This is a genomic window from Bradyrhizobium barranii subsp. barranii, from assembly GCF_017565645.3.
GTDB lineage: Bacteria > Pseudomonadota > Alphaproteobacteria > Rhizobiales > Xanthobacteraceae > Bradyrhizobium > Bradyrhizobium barranii.
Map to the genome: position 1 here is coordinate 2,587,501 of NZ_CP086136.1, position 19,137 is coordinate 2,606,637.

The following is a 19,137-nucleotide window of genomic DNA, read 5'->3' on the forward strand; positions in this document are numbered from 1 at the left end:
CTATCGTGCGCCAGGCGAAGGTCCTGAAGCTGGCTCGCAGCACGGTCTACTATGAACCTCGGCCAGTTTCGGCCGAGGACCTTGCCTTGATGCGTCGGCTCGATGAGCTGCATCTCGATTATCCCTTCGCGGGAGCGCGTATGCTGCGATCGTTGCTGCGGCGGGAGGGCGTATACGCCGGTCGCCGCCACATCGCGACGCTGATGAAGCGCATGCGGATCGAGGCGGTCTATCGTCGCCCGAACACGAGCAAGCCGGCTCCGGGTCACAAGATCTACCCGTACCTGTTGCGCGGATTGAAGATCGAGCGGCCCGACCATGCGTGGGCAATGGACATCACCTACATTCCGATGCGGCGTGGCTTCGTCTATCTCGCGGCGGTCGTCGATGTGTTCAGCCGACGGGTCCTGGCCCATCGCGTCTCGATCACAATGGAGGCGGCCTTCTGCGTCGAAGCGGTCCAGGAGGCGTTGGCGAAGCACGGCAGGCCCGAGATTTTCAACACGGATCAGGGCAGCCAGTTCACCAGCCTCGAGTTCACCGATGTGCTGCTGGACGCGAAGATCGCCATCAGCATGGACGGCAAGGGCGCCTGGCGCGACAACGTGTTTGTCGAGCGGCTCTGGCGCACGGTCAAATACGAAGAAGTATATCTCCGCGCCTACGACAGCGTGTCCGAGGCGCGAGCGTCAATTGCCAAGTATCTGGCCTTCTACAATCAGGGACGCCCTCACTCGAGCCTTGACGGGCGCACGCCCGACGAGGCTTACTTCGGCACGCAAGCTATGGTGATGGCCGCATGACCGTCGCCGACGGTTTTGTCGTCGCTCTGGTCGGGCTACGCCCTCCCGACGCAACGACAAAACCGTAAAGCCCCGCGTTCAGCATAACCCGGCAGGAATCCACTTAAATCCAGCGGGGCGCTGTCCAAACAACCGGGGCCAGCTCTTTATAAATTCCGACATTCGCGCTCAGGAATAATGGTTCGAACGGACAAAGCGGCGCGGCTCCTGGCGCGGTTCATTCTATTCAAGGGAGACCAGCGTGGGCACAGCGATTCGTAGCAGCGGAATGATCCGCGAGGCCTCTCGGCTCGCCGCAGCCGGCGAGCTCGGAAATTCGGATGTCATTCGACTCTTGCAGATTCCTCATAGCAAAGAGGACGTTCAAGAAGTCCTTCGCACCTTCGAGCAGCAACTGTCCCGAGAAGCGAAGAGCAAGTTGACTTTGGACGCGTTCGTGCCGCCACCGTCCGATGTCGATAATGAGCGGTACGAACCACTCTTCGACAAGTACATCATCACGGGCAAGACCTATACGACCGCCAGCGGCGCAGTCGTGCCGAATGAGCTTCAGTATTATAACGGTCAAATGGTGCACCTCTACGGCGAGTGCTCCAATGTACCTCTCGTGAATGCCGCATTGGCCGGCAGTGGCTACAGGCCGATAACCTTGAAGTACGCGGACGGCAGGCACGCGGCTGTCGCACAGCTCTGGTCGAATAAGTTCACCGACACCTCGATCGGGCCGTATGCCGCTATGTTCATAGTGGTTGCTGCCGTGGCGGACAACGCTCCCGAAAGCCAGGCGTCCCTGAGGGCGGCCTCCAACGGCGCATCGAGCGTGCTTGTGATGCTTGATGGATCGTTCGATCCCGCAGCAGCGGTGTATGAGAACAAAGCGCGGATGTACATGTTCCGACTGCTCGATACGACCCAGGTTGCGATCGACGTCGGCCGCGAGCGCATGGGTACCGACAAGCGGCCCGGGACCATCGACATGGCGTGCAACGGACGCCGGCTTCACTTATCGATCAAAGACCAGCACAGACGTGGCGTCGTCCAGGGAGACCTGGAGCTAACCGGGGATCCGACGGCATACGGGTCCGTGTTAGCACAGGCGGCCAAAACAGCCGGCGTCACGCTGCAGGCGCTTCCGCGCGGTACCGAATGCGTCTACCCGGCGGTCGCGCGCATCGGGCAGGAGCCGGTCGTTTGCTGGCAGTGGCGAAGCGATGTCGCCCCTCGGCTGCAGCCGGTGATGCCAGGATCTTTGCACTTCGACCGGAGCTCGGAAGAAGGTCGGACCCTTCTCGCATGGGGCTTCACGCCCAAAGTGCTGGGTTTTTTTCCCAAGGTGCGGGGGGTGATCACCGGCCTGGCGGATCAGACCCCGCGTTGCGCCCGCGACAGTTCGGCTGCATGCGAGGGAATGGCAAGCGCCGGCTCGCGCCTTCGTTGGGGGGCATCCGAAGAGGCCGCCTCTGCCCCATCCCGCTTGGCTTGGAATACGAGCTTCCTCGGATCATTGAAGGTAGTGCTCCGCAAAGAATTGGTCGGCCCAATGTCCGACGGCCTCCGGGTCAATTGGCACATCACGGAAGGGACCTTCGTTGGGCCGGGTCACGATGCCGTCGTGTTACCCGGCGCGGCGGATTGGATGCATATCCGCCCGGATGGAATTGCGATCGTCAACGTCCGGGCGTGTTTCGAGACGCGGGACCGTGTTCGCGTGTACGGCGCCTACGGTGGGGTCGCCGATTTTGGTCCCGACGGCTACGCTCAGGCGCTGCGCGGTGAGTATGACCAGCAAATCTCCGCCGTGGTCACACCGACATACGAGACTGCGGATCCGAGGCTCGAATGGCTCAACCGCGTCCAGTGCATCGGTGTGGGGAAGGTGGACATGAGCGCGCTTCGCGCGCAGTTCGACATGTACGTGGTGCGGGTGGGGGAGCGAGCACAAGAGGCGTCCAGCGCTGCAGCACAGTCACCGATACCGGAGCAGATCATCACCGCGGTTGAACGTTTTCGCGCCGCGATTCCTGCCAATTTCGATCCGATCTACGTCGAGAAAGTCGTCATACCGTTCTTCCTGACGAACGTTTACGAAGGGGAGCGGCCCCTGTTGCCAATGATTGACCTTAATTTCAGTAAGGAGAATGCACTCCCTCGTGATCGTTTTGGCCTCATCTATCGTGACTGGAAACCGACCCCTGAGGAGGGCGTGATGGTTTTCCTGCAAGGTCTCGAGAAGCGGGGTGAGAATAATCTTCGCAAGCGAATCTATTTTTCGGCGGTGACGCCCGATCTCTATAAGCCGATGTACCGCGCCAAAGTTACAGCTTTTTTTGACAAGCTCTTAGATCAGAAATTCGCTGACAGGCCATTCATGCAGCATTACCTCGACCACTATTTCGACCTCTATTGGGACCTTCACCTTGGACTTGTTGGCAGCGATATTCCCCGTGATGTTCGTGAAATAGGAGAGGCGTTCAATACGGTCTTTGCCTATCGGGATCCGTTGCTGCCAGTTACCTACCAAAACTATATGAAGGTTCGTGAGCTTCAGGATTTTCTCAAATCGTGGATCGGCAAACGCATCGACGATATCCAATCGGGCAAAATCAAAAATCCCGAGAGAACCATGGCTTGGCATTGGCTGAAGAATGCCCAGGACGGCGGTCATTTCAGCAAGAAGGACATGGTCATTGAGTGCCTCCACGATTTCGTCGCGCTAAGCCAATGGGGCAATGCGATTTTCCGGGTCATGTCGCTCCTGTCGGAAGACCGCGGCGACCAGGCTGTGCGAGCATCATTTCAGAAGACAATGAGCGGAAATTTCGACACTGCCGGAGGTGCGTCTTTCTCGCCACTTGAGCTATTCGTAATGGAATTGTTTCGCGTGATTTCGCCGAACGGTGGCAGCGTCTCCGCCATCCATGATGCGAGATCAAGCGTCCGCGGGGAGGCTCCGCAGCAAAAGCTCGACATGCCGTTTGAAAGGGACAGCTATGTATCCACACCGCATGCCAGCACCAGCCTGGATCCGGTTCACTGGACGGATCCGAATACGTTCGATCCGCAACGATATCTCCGCGTCCCGACCAGCGCGCAGATCAACGATGACAAATGTCGGCAAATCGGCCTGGCACGGTGTCCCTTTGACATCACCAGTTTCAAGATCAAGGACGGACGAAATGCCCGTATTACAAATAGCGGCTTCGGCACGTTATTTGTCGTTGCGGACGAACGAAGCTATCCGGTTTGTGACTATGCCGGCTTTGCTCCGTTCGGCTTTGGATACCGACGATGTGCGGGTGAACGACTGACAATTCTCGTATTTGAGGACTTTTTGCGAAAGGTCTGGCGCGACAAGATCGCGTTTCGGAAGCTTGATCTGGCGAATCCTGCTCGCGTACCAGTCGGACTGGACGCAGTGATCCAAGACGATATCGGGTTCTACAGATCCGCCTTGCGATAGCGTATCGCGCCGCTGGCAAGCGGTTTTTCGCCGTCGCAAGCGGGCTGGCGCCGGCGTGGGGAGATCCAGCAGGTCGCCCAACTACCGGCAGCAGCCCCTGTCCTGTACACGCAATACAATGTAGTCTATTAGACAGAACCAGGATCCGAAGTCGGTCGAGCAAATGCAAGGCAAATGCTATGGATCGAAAAGCGCGGTCGAAGACTCGGGGCTCTCTCCTCCGGGGGCGTCGCCGCTGTCGCGTTTACCGGAACTTGCCGATGCGGCTGGCGTCCAGACCGGGGCGGCCCAAAAGCGCGGCCTTCTTCGACAACCTTTTGACGCGCTTCAATCAGCACGCCAAAACGCTGCGCGCTTGGGAGACTCCTCGGTGCGGCAGGCGGCGGCTTGCACACCCCCCATGGTGACCAATCCCGGCGATCTCATTGCGCGCGCACTCGAAATCCTCGCCGAGGAAGACGAAGCATGGCGGGTGCGCCGGGGTCTCGATCTCACGCCGCGGAGCGTCCGGTGAATTCCCCGTCGCGCGGATTCGTCGATAGACGGCCGTGCGTTTTCGCGGAAGCTGCGGCAAAGCCCTCGCCTATTCCGGCGTGTGACCGGTTTCTTCCGGCGCCTTCCCTGACGCTGCAAACGGATGAAGCTTTAGCTACGGCAGCATGCATGCCTTCGATGCAGCGCGCACGGGACGGCTCGGAGTTGCGATGGGGCGAGGCGGATACGCCCGTGCCCCCCGCGGTGATTTCTCCGGGAACCCCGGCATCGGTCACGGTAGCGGTCTCTCCAGTGCGGCCGGGTCACGCTGTCACGGTAGAGTACCGGGTGAACGGAGGCCCGGTCCGTCAGGCAATCGGGCAATCCGCCCCGCGCGTCCACGGTGCGAACGGTCGGCTATTCCGGGCGCTCCTGCCGGGCCAATCCGGCGGAACGGTGGAGTTTCTGCCGGTGCTTGGCTTTGCCGGCCAGCCGATCTCTCCGCGCCTACGGGAGTCCGCCAAATGTCCCCGGTACCAGGTGGGTTGCGGAGCGGCCCCGGTCGAGACCGCTGCTCTACCTGCAGGCGAGCCCCGCTGGGACTGGGATGCCACGTTCCTCTGGGCCGGCACGGTGGCCATCCGTACGGAAGTAATAGGCGTTATGCCGGATGGACTGCGGATCAACTTGCACGTCACGGAGGGACGCTTCGTTGGGCCGCGCTTCGAGGGGATCGTCCGGCCCGGCGGGGTCAACTGGCTGCGCATCCGCAAGGACGGTGTTGGAATAGTCAACGTGACGGAGTGTCTGCAGACGCGGTCTGGTGCGCGGATCGACTGCTTGTATGATGGCATCCTAGACCTGGGTGCGGACGGCTACGCACGTGCCATCCGCGGCGACTTCGGTATATTGCCGCCGTTCGTTCTTGCTCCGACCTACGCGACTGCTGACAAAGAACTCGCCTGGCTCAACCGCGCCCAGTGTATTGGCGTTGGCAGAGTGGACATGAAGACGCTTCGCGCCGCGTACGACATATACGTCGTAACGGCGGGGGCAGCAAAACATGTAGAGTGAAGACTTATTCGAAGCCGCACTCGTGGAGTGCACACCGACGGTGTTTTGAGTTCAAGATATTTGCGTTCGTGCGCAAGCACAAACGACATCTCGTTCCCGATGTATCTAATTAGGGGGGCCTCTGAGATGACAACCGATAATCCGCAAGTGCCTTGGACCGACGAGCAGTGGGCTCGCGTCAACAAAGCCGTTCAAGAGGAAGCTAGCCGCGTGCGGATCGCGGCGACGTTCCTTCCGTTGCTTGGACCGCTGCCCGGGGATACCGACTTCGTGAGGCGGGAACGTATCCCGCCGGATGCGATGACTATTCAGGACAGGCGTGTCATCCAATTGGCGACGTTACAGGTAAGGGTGACCGTGCGCGGTGCGCAGATGGCCGATCCGGAGATGACCAGCGTGCTGGCCTTATTCCGGCGCGCTGCCAGCGTACTGGCTCGTCTTGAGGACGCCGTCGTCTTCAGGGGATTGGTGCCAGACCCGGCAAACAAGGGACCGGATGATAGGTTTGCCCCTCCCATAAGTGTCGGCCCACGGCAAAGGGTCTGGGAAATCACCGGCGGCCAGGAAAGCCGTGGACTTTGGACAATCCCACACCGATTCTCTCAGGTGCCGGAGGTTGACATTGCAGCGGTGCCGCTCGCAACCAAAGACGCGCGGCTGGTGGTCGGGGTAGCCCAGGCCATTGGCCTCCTGGAAGCGCAGGGCCACTTCGGACCGTTCGCGGTGGTGCTTGACCAGGCGCTGTTTCTTGTCGCTCAGACGCCATCGCCGGCTCTTGTATTGGCGCAAGATCGCATCCTCCCGTTTCTGGGCGGCGGTCCGCTGCTCCGCTCGTCCACGCTTAATGCGGCTCCCGGCGTTGCAAACGGCGTGGTTGTGGCACTTGGCGGCGAGCCAGTCGAGCTAGTCATCGCCACAGACGTATGCGTCCAGTTCTTGCAGGTCACAGCCGAGCCGAATTTCGTCTTCCGTGTGTGCGAAAAGATGGCGCTCCGCATCAAGGAACCCGAAGCGATCGTACGGCTGATTGATTAGGTGCCGCGACTTCGGGGCACCATAGCGATTGACATTTCCGACGATCGCGGCGTGTACGGACAATGTCTCGGGGCCAAGCTCACTTGATCGCTACTCACCTCGGTACAAAACTAGGAGGAGATGCAAATGCAAATCGCAATAAACACTGCGGTTTTGAAATCTGTCCATGCGATGACAGAGGAGGAGGCCGGGGAGACAATTGGACAAACCAGAAGAGTGAGGATCAACGAGGACACGCTAATCGAACCGGAACGCCAGAAAGACGAGTTCACCGTGGAAGCGCCCAACCTCGATGACGGTCTATTGTTCATTAACTTAATTGACGTACACGGGGCGTCCATCGCTGACCTCGCATATGATCTGAAAGCAGGAAAATTCCGTCGGTTTGAATCAGACACCAAACCTGCGGCTTCCGCTAAGGCCAATCCGCAGGCCGATCCAGGGCGCGACCTTGGGCTCGCGCTGCAGATCGGTAACAGGACTGCGGTCACAACGTTTTTGAAACATCATCCCAAGGGATTCTACGCCGACCTGGCAAAGGCTCAGCTTGAGAAGATCGAGACCGAGGAAGCCGCAGCCAAGAAACCGTGAACTTTTCTACTTGGTCAAATACAGATGGCTGCTGGCGTACGTTTGGCAACTTTGGGCAATGAAGCTCGTGCTTGAAAGTGCTCGCGAGATCGTCGAGAGTGATCCGATGTGTCGCGTCCCGCGCGATCGGTGACGCCTCCAAAGCTGGCTAAAAGTCGAACTAAGTGGTCATGGCTCGGTGAAGCATGCCTACTAAAGTTATCGTCTTGGGCGGCGGTGTCGCCGGCATGAGTGCCGCGCACGAGTTGGTCGAGCGCGGCTTTGATGTCGTGGTGCTCGAGAGCGGCGATATTCCGGGAGGCAAGGCCCGCAGCATTCCCGTCATCCACGAGGGCGAGGACACCAGTGGACATCATCTCGCCGATGGCGCTGGGGCGTCGATCCAGCATCGGGTGCCCGGCGAGCACGGGTTTCGATTCTTCCCAGGTTTCTACAAGCACGTAATCGAGACAATGCGCCGCATACCGTCGTTTGACGGGCGCAAGGTGGCGGATCACCTGGTGCCGACCACGCGGCTGGAGTTCACGCAATACGACGAGCCCCCGTTCGTCGTACCGGCGGGCTTTCCGCTCTCGCCCCGCGATGCCGGCACCATGTTGCGGGACATCCTGCTGTTGTTCGAACACTCCACTGGCCTCACTCCCGACGATCTGGCATTCTTCGGTGCGCGCGTCTGGCAGATACTCACGTCGTGCCACCAGCGCCGGCTCGCAGAATACGAACGCACGAGCTGGTGGGAGTTCGTCGGCGCCGAGCAGCGGTCGGAGTCATACCAGAAGTTCCTCGCTACCGGCATTACGCGCTCGCTGGTGGCGTCCAAAGCGCGCAAGGCCAGCGCGCGCACTATCGGCGACATCTTTGTGCAGCTGGTGCTCACGATCCTGAACCCGATCGCGGGATCGACTGATCGCGTGCTTGATGGGCCAACGAATCTCGTCTGGATCGACCCGTGGCTTGCGTATCTCGAATCGAGAGGGGTGCGGTACGTCAAGAACGCGCGGGTCGAGGAGATCCTTTACGAGAGCGGACGGATCACCGGCGTCGTCGCTCGCCAGCAGGGCCAGCGCATCACGGTGCACGGCGACCACTACGTGGCGGCGCTCCCGCTCGAGGACATCGCCCCCCTGGTGAGCGACCGCCTGGCAGCTGCCGACCCGACGCTCGCCAACCTGCGCGCGCTGGCTCCGAACCTGGAGTGGATGAACGGCGTACAGTTCTATCTGCACCGCGCGGTGCCGTCGGCGCACGGGCACGTGATTCACATCGACACCGAATGGGCGCTCACGAGCATCTCGCAGCTTCAGTTCTGGCGTGATGTGCCGTCTGAGCTGTTCCGAGACAGCGATGTGCACGGCATCCTCTCGGTCGATCTTTCCGATTGGACGGCGCCGGGATCGGACGGACGCCCAGCTATGCGGTGCTCGCGTGAAGAAGTGGTGCGCGAGACATGGAATCAACTGAAGCGCTCGGTCAATGATGCCGGTGATGAAGTGCTGCGCGATGAGGATTTGCATTCGTGGTTCCTCAGCGCAAACATTGAGAACGATCCCGCGCGCCCGGGCTGGCTGCGGAATTCCGAGCCGCTGCTGGTGAATCACGTCGAAACCTGGGTCTTGCGTCCCGAGGCGACCACCGCCATTCCAAACCTCTTTCTGGCGTCGGACTACGTTCGCACGCATACCGACCTCGCGACGATGGAGGCAGCCAATGAGGCGGCTCGGCGCGCAGTGAATGGGCTGCTTGACGCCGTGAAATTCGACGGAAGCCGCTGTGAGCTGTGGCCGCTGCACGAACCTGAAATCCTCCTGCCATGGCGGCTGCACGATGCTGCGCGATACCAGGCCGGCCTGCCGTGGGACGCTTCACTCGCGCAGGTAGCTGCTCACGCCTTACGCGGTGCGTCGCCGCTCCTGGAGCAGGCGAGCTCCCTGCTCGAGCAGGTATCGCCGTTCACCCATGCCGTCGCCGACACGCTCGACCCGCACAGTGCCGCCGCGGATGATGTCGGCGCGCTTGATACGGTCGACCCGGCGACGATGGCGCGCCGCTTGGTTGATGTGCCCACCCTGCAGGATGCGTTGATCAAGGTCGCGGACACTGTGCCATTGGCCGGCGAGATCGTAGGCCCGGCCGGCTTCCTGGACCGCCTGGTGTGGTATCGCGACATGCTGGCCGATATGCTCACAGAAGGTGTACCGACGTGGGAACCGCAGCGCCACCTGTATGGGCTCGTGACGGATTTCATGGGCCGGTCAGGCAAGGGCCTTCGTCCTGCCCTCTGCATCGCGACCGCGAGAGCGCTGGGCGGCCGCGCGGAGGATGCGTTTCCTGCCGCCGCCGGCCTGGAAATGCTGCACAATGCATTTCTCGTGCACGACGATATTGAAGACGGTAGCGACTGGCGGCGTGGCGTTGCGACAATGCATCGTCGCGCCGGGATTCCAATTGCCGTGAACACCGGCGATTCCATGAACGCACTCGCTATGCGCCTTTTCCGCAAGACCGGCGAGCGGCTCGGCCCGGTGACGGCGCTGCGCATCTTCGACGAAGTCGATCACATGGTCGTCGAGACCTTGGAGGGGCAGGCCAACGAACTAGGATGGGTACGAGACAATGATCTCACAGTTACGACAGACGATTATCTGCGGCTCGTGCTCAAGAAAACGGCCTGGTACAGCTTCATTCACCCCATGCGGATTGGTGCACTCGTTGCCAACGGCGAGGACCAGAATCTCGGTCGATTTGATCGGTTTGGCTATCTGCTTGGACTGGCTTTCCAGATCACCGACGATGTTCTTAACCTGGTTGGGGACGTTGGGCGTTACGGCAAGGAGATCGACGGAGATCTCTGGGAAGGCAAACGGACGCTTCTGCTCGCGCACGCCCTGGGTCGGGCGAATCCCACTGACCGTGCGTGGATTAGCACCTTTCTGGCGCGGCCCCGCGAGCGACGTTTGCCGCGCGAAGTGCTGAGGCTACATCAGATCATCGCGGACGGCGGGAGCATCCCATGGGCGCAGCGAGCGGCAGCCGAATTTGCAGAGGCTGCAGCGCGCGAATTCCACAACTCGGCGTTCGCCGGTGTGCCTGCAGGTCCAGACCTCGAATGGCTGCGCACTTGCATAAACTTCCTGACCCAGCGCGACGCGTAATCGGGTTCAGGTTGGAATGAATGGGGACATCGTAACCCGATTGCTCTTAGATCCCTTGATTGAGTCCCGCCAGGAAAGCTGGATCTGCGCGCGACCGCGGCACAGCCGTCCTACTGCAATTTTCCAGGGTTATAGTAAGTTGTCGCGGAACGTCTGCGCGACAACGTTCGGCAGCACCGGAGAATCGTATGGAGCGCCTCAGCAAGCCAATCGATGCGGACATCCCGTTCCTTGAGAAAAGCGCTGATCAGCTCGGCTATGTGGTGCCCGATCTTGAGCAAGCCATCAAGGGCTGGATAGACCAGGGTATCGGGCCCTGGCTCACGGTTGGTCCGGTGGTGGTCACTGATAACAAGTATCTGGAGAGGCCCTCACGCCCGCTGATCATGTTCGGATTCTGCCAGGTCGGCGGGGTGCAGCTGGAGCTTATTCAGCCGCTCGACAATGAGCCGTCAAGCTGGCGCGCCTTCCTTGCGGCCGGAAGGAGCGGTCTTCAGCACTGCGGTTTTTGCGTCGCGCCGCACGATTACCAGCGGTCCGTCGCGCAGACCAAGGCGTGTGGCGCGACGATCCAGCAGATGATGTCTTTTTCGGGCGCCCGCTTCACCTATTTTTCCCTGCCTGCTCGCGCCGGTCCTCTGATGGAACGAATTCGTCTTGGAGAGGTGGCGCCTGAAAAAGCAAACGCAGTGCGCAATTCCATCGCGGGGGGTTGCGAGATCGTAGAACTGATCGAGTTCCAGCCCCGTATCCGCGAGATGTTCGCAAAAGTTATGCAAGCAGCGGCCACTTGGGACGGCAAGGCCAGGCCCGTTCGTCACCTGATAGGGCCTGTCGCAAAGGCAGCAATCGGTTCGCACTTGCTCCGAACTATGCGATTCCGGTGATGTATTTTCGTGGCGGCGCGACGCACGGTATGTGGCGGCATGCTCGCCTTTGACGGCGGCGCATTAGCCTTGATCGCGATCCGCTGCACCGGCATCACGCCGAACGAGCGCGGCCGGTTTGCGAGGCTTGGCGGCCAAGCTCGATCCGCCGACATCGCGCGGCGATCCTTTGAAATCGATGGTTGCGGTCATGGCGGCATCGATGCGCGCGCCTGTTCGAGCGATCAATTGCGCGACGTTTCGCTGCTCTCGCTCATGCCTTGAGCTGCTCCAGCAGCGATTTGGCCTCCTTCAAGTCCAGCGTGTCGAAACCCTCGGTGAACCAACCATAGACCGGGGCGAGAATATCGTGGGCCTGCTGTCGTTTGCCCTGATCGTACCACAGCCGCGCCATGCTCACAGCCGCACGCAGTTCCCAGGACTTTGCCTGCTGCTGACGAGCGACCGCCAGCGCATGTTCGAAATATTCTTCCGCTTTCGTTGCGTTTGGGTTGGGCGACGATAGCTCGATTTCGCCTGCCATGCGCTTGATCTCGGCCTCAAACCAACTTTCCTTGGTTGTTTCTACCTGGGTCATCGCTTCGCGAATGCAGTCCCGTGCTTCATCGAAGTGGTCGAGTTCAGCATGAGCGCCCGCCAGATACGACAAGCAGAATGGCACTAGCGCTGTTGCCGCCGTTGACCGACGTGCGATGATACCCGAGTCGATCACATGGACCGCGTCTGAGGCCTTCCCAGTGAGGGCCAAGACGCAACCTTGGACCACCATTCCGAGCGACCCCCAAAACAATGAACCTCTCTCGTCTGCCAGGGGGACAAGTTCATTAGCTTCGGCGCTTGCTGCCGCATAGTTTCCGCAGCAGATATGCGTAAAGGATGTATGGAACAGGGCATACATCAAAGTGGCTGCTTGGCCGATCTCGCGCGCTTCCTTGAGCGCCTGTTCAGCGTCTCTGCCTGCAGCCTCCGGGAAGCCAAGAAGCCATAGAGCCCAGGACCGATAGGATAGGGCTGCGACCCTAATGTCCTGGCCAAATCGAGCCGCCAGCGTACGATGCTCGGCGGGTTCGTAGATCGCGATCGCCTGATCGTAATGTGCCAGACTTTCTGCAAGGACGCCCGTACACGTCAGAGACGTAGCCATAATACGATGCCCAAGCATGAGCGGAACCATTGTTCCCTGCTTCTCGGCAAGCGCCAAGCACTCTGTCGCAAGGTCGAGGAGAGCGTCGCTTTTGAACTTTATATAGTTCGTGACCCAGAACCCATAGAGGACTGAAAACAGGAGCAACGGGTCTTCAGGGGGCTCTCCGAGTGACTCCGCTTGCTCGATGAAGGCGCGGGCTCGATCGAGAGATGCGATAGTCTCAGGGGCCGCGTGGCCCTTGGTGTTCATCAAGGCATTCACAAGCGCGACCTCCAGTTTGATCTGGTCGCCACGCAGCGCTGGTGTGCCCGGCAGCGTCGCAATCTGTGAAAGAGCGCGGATTAGCTGAACCGTCGCCTCTACTAGCGCTGAACGCGCTAGCGACCGCTGTCCCGCCTTGCCCCATAAGGCCGCCGCCCTCTCGATCAGCCCGGCCTCAGTGCAGTGATGTGCTAGCCGTTCCGGCTGGCTCTCGGCTGTTTCGGCGAATTGGCTTTCAATTGCTTCGGCAATGCGTGCATGGAGCGCGCGGCGGGGCTGGCGCAGCAACGTGCTATAGGACGCGTCCCGCACCAAAGCATGCTTGAATAGGTAAGTTGCATTCGGCGGCGAGCCTAACCTGAAAAGCAAACCAGCCTTTATGAGACGGTTCAGCACTGATCCCAGTTCCGCCGCTGGCACGCGCACCACCGCCGCCAGGAGAGCATGCGAAAACTCCCGGCCGATCGCCGCGCCAATCTGTGCCACTTCTTTGGCGGGGCCGAGCCGGTCGAGCCGCGACATCAATGAGGCGTGCAAACTTGCGGGGACTGCCCAGGCCGGGGACGGAATGACGGCAATCGTGCGTTCGACTGCGCCGTGGCCCTCCGCCTCCAGCACTGCCTTCGTCATCTCCTCCACGAACAGGGGGACGCCATCGGTACGTTCGATGATGTCCTGCCTGATGCCCGCCGGCAGCAGCTTGCTGCCGACTACGCCGTCGATCATGGCGCCGACTTGGTGTTTCGTCAGCCGATTGATCGTCATGGCGGTCACGTGCTGCCGCCCGATCCAGGGCGGATCGAATTCCGGGCGGAATATCACAATCATTAGCGCGCGAAGGGTCTCAATCCTGGCCACGATCCGGCCGAAAGCTTCTAGGCTCGTAGGATCGGTCCAATGCGCATCCTCAAAGATTATCAAGACTGGGCTTTGCCGTGTAAGCGCTTCTAATTGTGAGATGAGCGCTTCGAATGTTCGCTGCCTGTGCTGCTGCGGGGTCAATTTGAGGGCGGGATAGCGTCCATCATTCGGAAGCGACAGCATCTCGGCAAAGAGCGAAGCGTCCCCGATCGAGGTCGAGGTCTGAGCGAGCAGGGTATCAAGCTTGTCGAGCCTCGCGTGCAGTGTATCGTCGTGCGCCAGCCCGGCGGCACGTTCCATCTGCCCGATGATCGGATATAGCGCGCTGTCGGTGTGCTGCGGCGAGCAGACATAGCGCAAACGCGTATGCGGCTCTCCGGTGAGTCGTTCCAGAAGCGCGGCAGTGAGACGCGACTTGCCGATCCCAGCCTCACCGGCGATCAGGACCGCCTGGCCTTCACCTGTCTTTGCCCTGGCCCAACGCTGTAGAAGCAATTCGAGTTCTTCTTCCCGCCCGACGAGGGCAGTCAGGCCAGTCGCGTGTAGCGCCTCGAAGCGGCTCTCCACGGAGCTCGCCCGCAACGCCACCCAGGCCCGCGTTGGCGCGGCGATGCCCTTGAGGTCCTGCGGCCGGAGGTCTTGTAGCTCGAAGAGGTTTCCGAGCAGCCTTCGGGTGCCTTCGGCGATGACAACCGTGCTCGGCTCAGCGATCCCCTGCAGACGAGACGCCAGGTTCGGCGTCTCGCCCACCACCCCGCGTTCCTGGGCCTCGCCGGCACCAACGAGATCGCCAACCACGACCAAGCCTGTCGCGACCCCGATACGCACCCGGAGCGGCTCCTGGATACCCAGATTGCCGATCGCCTCGATGATCGCCAGTCCTGCGCGGACGGCACGCTCGGCATCATCCTCATGAGCGTGGGGATAGCCGAAATAGATGAGCACCCCATCGCCCATGTACCTGGCCACGAAGCCGTCGAACCGGGCGACCGTCTCCGCGACGCACTTATGATAAGCGCCGATTACCGAACGCAGATCCTCTGGGTCGAGCGTGGTCGAGAGCGCGGTCGAGCCAACGAGGTCGGTGAACATCACCGTCAGTTGGCGACGCTCGGCGTCGTCTCGCCGAGTTGGCTCGATATCCACGAGTGCAGAAGGTGCCGTTACGGCAGCCGAGACGTTGCTGAGATCGCGGATCGCATGCAGCATTTTCAACCGGTGGCCGAGCGAAACGCCAAGGTCTTTGAGATGTTGGTCGGTCAAGTCGGGGAGAACGGCCATATCAATGTCGTTCTCGGCGAACCTCTGCGCATACTCGGACATGCCGAGCTTTTTGAGCCAGTCCGCAATTTGTTGCACCGCGGTCACCGTGATCCGTGCGTCGCCTATCTAAGTGTTGGCCCGACGACTACAGAAAGAGATTACACAAGAAAGACCGCGAAAGCACGTCCTCACGGGCGCGGAATCGCGATACCAATCGAGCCCTGAATGCCCGCCCTGTGCGCTAGCGATTGGTATAGAGGACCAACAAATCAATGCATGACGTACCGACGCTCGACATGGAGCAGGCCCGGGCGCTATTCCGACAGTTTGCCGAATCCGTGCCCGCGCGGACCTCGGACCAGCGAATTGCTGATCGATGCGCTGGCGAAGATCGCCTGCCCGGGCCCCCCGGCAAAATTGATTTGCCGCTCGGGGCACCGGACCGTTCTCTGGAAGTCGACGACCTTGCTTCACGCAGTCGATGCAGATGAACACCGCATCGATCCAACCGCATCGATCCAAGAGCGCAGCTGCGTCCGCCCACACCCGCCGCAGTAGCAAACATGTTGCCCGCTAGACTAGGCAAATCCGCCGAGGCGCTTGGCGATGCGGTGCGGATGGCAAGTGATTTTGCTCAGCGCGTCGACATTGTCGAGCGCTGGGTCGGGTCGATGCTCGAAAGCGGCACGCAGGACTGCGCGATCGGCCTCTCGTCCCGGATGATGGTCGCCGCCGGCGGCCGCGCGCGGATCAAGGACTGTGTTGCAAAATCCGGCCTTAGCCAGTCAATTCCAGCGCCGGTTTGCGACGCAAGTCGGAATGGCACCAAAGCTGTTCGCACGCACCATCCGGGTTCGACCGGGCGCTGGCGTCTCGTCGCAATACCCCGAGCCGTCGAGCCTCTGGTCCGTTATTTGCGCAATGATCTGAAGGCTGCGCGTACCTCATCTGAAAACAGCTTCGGCTCCTCCCAGGCGGCGAAATGTCCGCCACGTTCGACCTCGCTGAAGTAGGCGAGGCCGGGGTACATAATCTCGACCCAACTTCGGGGCGCAGCAAAGATTTCGCCGGGGAACGTCGAAAATCCCACGGGAACCGCGACCGCAGGAGGAGACTTGCCGGCCGCACGGGCTGCGGCCTGTCCGGCCTCCCAGTACCACCGTGCGGCCGAGGCCCCAGTGCCCGTCAGCCAGTACAGCGTGATGTTGTCGAGGATGCTGTCCCGGGTGAGATTGCCCGCGGGCTTACCCTCCACGAACGCTTGGGAAATCTTGTAGTAGCTGTCCGTGTCATGGTCGAGCATCCAGCTCGCGAGCCCGAGGGGTGAATTCAGCAGGGAGTAGCCGATCGTCTGTGGCCGCGTCGACTGCTCTAGGAAGTAGCCAAAGCCACTCGCCCTAAACGTCGCGGCCGCCTTCTGCGCCGCGCGTTCCTTCTCGGATTCTGCGGGCAGCTTGTCGGACATTGCCGCCACACCCGCGAGCAAGTTGACGTGGATGCCGAGAAGTCCCTTGGGTGCCTGGCGCCCCATCGCATCCGTTACTGCCGCTCCTACGTCGCCACCCTGGGCGACGTAGCGCGTGTAGCCGAGGCGATCCATTAGCCCCGCCCACGCACGCGCGATGCGCGCGGCGTCCCATCCGAGTTCGGTCGGCTCACCCGAGAAGCCGTAGCCTGGCAAGGACGGCAGCACCAGGTGGAATGCATCGTCGGGAGTGCCACCATACTTGGTCGGGTCAGTCAGGGGACCGACGGTATCGAGGAGTTCGATGACCGAGCCAGGCCAGCCGTGCGTCATGATCAGCGGCAGCGCGTTCTCATGCCGGGACTTGACGTGGATGAAATGGATCTTCACCCCGTCGATCACGGTCGTGAACTGTGGCAACGCGTTCAGCCGTGCCTCGCACTTGCGCCAGTCGTACTCAGTCGACCAGTAGCGGGCGAGCGCCCGCAGCGTCGCCAGTTGCACACCCTGCGACCGATCCTCAACGAGCTCTTTGGTGGGCCAGCGCGTGGACGCGAGGCGCCGGCGGAGATTAGCGAGGTCTTCACCCCGGACATTGACGCGGAAGGGAAGAATTGCGTCGGCTTTGGTCGTACCAAACGGGGACCCTCCTTGCTTCGATTGCGCGCGTGCGGCGACGAAATGTATTGGAAGCAAGCTGACGGCACCAGTTGCGACTGACCCTGCGAGGAGGCTGCGCCGGGTGGGTGAAGAGGAGATTGCAGTCATGTTCGGCCTCCTTGTTTACAAGCCCGCTCCTAGACTAGTGAACTGCGATGCGTCGCTCTGACCCACAAAAGGTTGGCCGAGACATAGGCCCGGTAGGCTCGCACATACTCGCGGAACTCTCGAACCCACTCACGCACAGGGCTCTAACGCCTGATGTTTGCCGCTCGCCTTGACGATTTTACTCTACTTGCGAACGGCACGCCGCCAAATTCAGCGATCCTTGCTCGGCGCAGCTTGTTGAACCAGGGCCCCAGCGCTCGGCCATCGAAGTGATCCGCGATTAGCGCGCGACCTCCCTGTGATGCCCCAGGTTCGTCGGCATGGTAGTCAGCGAAAGTGAACTCACGGTCGGTATTGGCCCGAACGCGAAGCCTTGGAATCGAATCGGACCCAATTTGGCGCGACAAAGCGAGCGAAGGCTGGTGGGCCCGGCAGGACTCGAACCTGCAACCAGACCGTTATGAGCGGCCGGCTCTAACCATTGAGCTACAGGCCCCGCCGCGGGACGGCCGCGGATGTGCGGCCAGCAACGGTGCGCGGTTCGTTTACAGGGATGGAGGCGGGGGTGCAATGCTGGCTCCGGCGGATGGAAACCCCTGGCGCAGCATTGCCAATGATTTTCGAATAACCGAAATTGGTGACGATGCCCTTATGCTCCTGTTTTGCCCGACGAGTCAAATCGGCTCGCGAAGGCCCGCTTTTTCACTTTCGTAACCTACTGTGATCACACGACTTTTCTACTGTGCATGGGGCTGTTTTCGCACATTTTGATTCCGGAGGGGCCTGCAGGTCCCTCCGAATGCTTTGCCGGCGCGCTACGGCACGCCGCGCAGGGCCGTCCCTAGTCCACCGAAACCCCGGCGAACTCCACCACCTTCTTCCACTTCTCGGTCTCGTCGGCGACCAGCTTGCCGAACTCGGCTGATGTCATCGGCTTCGGGATGCCGCCGTTCTCGGTCAGCCGCGCGATGACCTTCGGGTCCTTGAGGACTTCGCCGACGGCCTTGTTGAGGATCTCGATCACTTCGGGCGGCGTGCCCTTCGGCGCGGAGATGCCGTAGAAGCCGACCGATTCGAAGCCCGGCACGGTCTCGGCGATCGCCGGCACGTCGGGCACGGTTGGCCAGCGCTGCGGCGAGGTGACGCCGAGGGCGCGGACAGTGCCGCCGCGCGACTGCTCGAGCGCGGAGGGCAAATTGTCGAAGATCAGCTGCACCTTGTTGGAGATGATGTCGGGGAAGGCGATGGCCGAGCCGCGATAGGGCACGTGCACCATGTCGCACTTGGTCATCACCTTGAACAGCTCCGCCGACATGTGCACCGAGGTGCCGTTGCCGGACGAGGCAAACGAGATCTTGCCGGGATTGGCCTTGCAGTAGTCGATGAACTCCTGAACCGTCTTCGCGGGAAACGCGTTGGAGACGACCAGCATGTTGGTGAGCTGCATGATGCTTGCGACCGGCACGGTGTCGCGCAGGAAGTCGTAAGGCAGCTTCTTGTAGAGCGAGGTCGAGATCGCGTTGTTGGGCGCGACGAACAAGAGCGTATAGCCGTCGGGGGCTGCGTTGATCGCGGCGGCGGCCGCGATGTTACCGCCGGAGCCGGCGCGGTTCTCGACGATGAATTGTTGGCCGAGGCGATCCGAAAGCGCCTGCGCCATGATCCGCGCCACGATGTCGACCGGGCCGCCGGCGGCGAAGCCGATCATCCAGTGCACGGGGCGGTCGGGGTAGCCGGCGGCGGAGGCGGGAGGGGAGGCGTTGAGGAGAGTTGAAAGAAACAGCAGCCCAAAAACAGTGTTACGCAAAATTCGCAACATGACGTCTCCCATTGTTCTATTGTCGTTGGGCTGCATGCTTTCACAAAAACCGCCCGCTGCCTACATCGCCGCAAGTC

Annotated in this window: 11 protein-coding genes and 1 tRNA gene (1 of these 12 only partly in view); 8 read left to right on the forward strand and 4 right to left on the reverse strand. The window is 61.0% G+C overall.

From position 1 onward, the window contains the following. The 8 genes from J4G43_RS12555 to J4G43_RS12590 all read left to right on the forward strand — a co-directional run. The gene (locus J4G43_RS12555) for an IS3-like element ISRj2 family transposase (protein ID WP_085967151.1) occupies positions 1 to 803 on the forward strand; it begins 327 nt to the left of the window's first position. Within the gene, positions 1 to 803 belong to an annotated coding region that runs on past the window's edge; the region does not span the whole gene. A gap of 241 nt (positions 804 to 1,044) precedes the next feature. After that, on the forward strand, positions 1,045 to 4,263 hold the full coding sequence (locus J4G43_RS12560; RefSeq protein ID WP_208084983.1) for a DUF3237 family protein: 3,219 nt from the start codon (positions 1,045 to 1,047) through the stop codon (positions 4,261 to 4,263). Between the two features lie 930 nt (positions 4,264 to 5,193). Continuing rightward, on the forward strand, positions 5,194 to 5,811 hold the full coding sequence (locus J4G43_RS12565) for a DUF3237 domain-containing protein (RefSeq protein WP_208084984.1): 618 nt from the start codon (positions 5,194 to 5,196) through the stop codon (positions 5,809 to 5,811). 126 nt (positions 5,812 to 5,937) lie between these two features. After that, positions 5,938 to 6,846: an encapsulin gene (locus tag J4G43_RS12570; protein ID WP_208084985.1), complete on the forward strand. Its 909-nt coding sequence runs from the start codon at positions 5,938 to 5,940 to the stop codon at positions 6,844 to 6,846. 126 nt (positions 6,847 to 6,972) lie between these two features. Next, on the forward strand, positions 6,973 to 7,437 hold the full coding sequence (locus tag J4G43_RS12575; protein ID WP_208084986.1) for a hypothetical protein: 465 nt from the start codon (positions 6,973 to 6,975) through the stop codon (positions 7,435 to 7,437). 227 nt (positions 7,438 to 7,664) lie between these two features. Further along, a complete protein-coding gene (locus tag J4G43_RS12580) occupies positions 7,665 to 10,589 on the forward strand; it encodes a polyprenyl synthetase family protein (protein ID WP_208084987.1) in 2,925 nt (974 codons plus the stop codon). A gap of 188 nt (positions 10,590 to 10,777) precedes the next feature. Next, complete coding sequence (locus tag J4G43_RS12585; RefSeq protein ID WP_208084988.1) at positions 10,778 to 11,476, forward strand: VOC family protein; 699 nt, start codon at positions 10,778 to 10,780, stop codon at positions 11,474 to 11,476. Positions 11,477 to 11,485: 9 nt separating this feature from the next. Further along, positions 11,486 to 11,740, forward strand: a complete 255-nt coding sequence (locus J4G43_RS12590) for a hypothetical protein (RefSeq protein WP_208084989.1) — start codon at positions 11,486 to 11,488, stop codon at positions 11,738 to 11,740. On the opposite strand, the gene J4G43_RS12595 is transcribed toward J4G43_RS12590, so the two are convergent. The 4 genes from J4G43_RS12595 to J4G43_RS12610 all read right to left on the reverse strand — a co-directional run bounded on the left by J4G43_RS12595 (position 11,730) and on the right by J4G43_RS12610 (position 19,060). Next, on the reverse strand, positions 11,730 to 15,113 hold the full coding sequence (locus J4G43_RS12595) for an adenylate/guanylate cyclase domain-containing protein (protein WP_208084990.1): 3,384 nt from the start codon (positions 15,111 to 15,113) through the stop codon (positions 11,730 to 11,732). The genes J4G43_RS12590 and J4G43_RS12595 overlap by 11 nt on opposite strands. Positions 15,114 to 15,918: 805 nt before the next feature. Beyond that, positions 15,919 to 17,241: an epoxide hydrolase family protein gene (locus tag J4G43_RS12600; RefSeq protein WP_208084991.1), complete on the reverse strand. Its 1,323-nt coding sequence runs from the start codon at positions 17,239 to 17,241 to the stop codon at positions 15,919 to 15,921. A 420-nt stretch (positions 17,242 to 17,661) separates the two neighbouring features. Further along, positions 17,662 to 17,737 (reverse strand) — tRNA-Ile (locus J4G43_RS12605). 345 nt (positions 17,738 to 18,082) lie between these two features. Next, positions 18,083 to 19,060, reverse strand: coding sequence for a Bug family tripartite tricarboxylate transporter substrate binding protein (locus J4G43_RS12610; protein WP_166103725.1), 978 nt, complete (start codon positions 19,058 to 19,060; stop codon positions 18,083 to 18,085). Positions 19,061 to 19,137 lie beyond the last annotated feature (77 nt).

Excerpts from the sequence above, each read along its gene's own strand:
- J4G43_RS12575 (WP_208084986.1), top strand. The coding sequence starts at position 6,973 with ATGCAAATCGCAATAAACACTGCGGTTTTGAAATCTGTCCATGCGATG.
- J4G43_RS12570 (WP_208084985.1), top strand. The coding sequence starts at position 5,938 with ATGACAACCGATAATCCGCAAGTGCCTTGGACCGACGAGCAGTGGGCT.
- J4G43_RS12585 (WP_208084988.1), top strand. The coding sequence starts at position 10,778 with ATGGAGCGCCTCAGCAAGCCAATCGATGCGGACATCCCGTTCCTTGAG.
- J4G43_RS12600 (WP_208084991.1), bottom strand. The coding sequence starts at position 17,241 with ATGACTGCAATCTCCTCTTCACCCACCCGGCGCAGCCTCCTCGCAGGG.
- J4G43_RS12580 (WP_208084987.1), top strand. The coding sequence starts at position 7,665 with ATGAGTGCCGCGCACGAGTTGGTCGAGCGCGGCTTTGATGTCGTGGTG.
- J4G43_RS12610 (WP_166103725.1), bottom strand. The coding sequence starts at position 19,060 with ATGTTGCGAATTTTGCGTAACACTGTTTTTGGGCTGCTGTTTCTTTCA.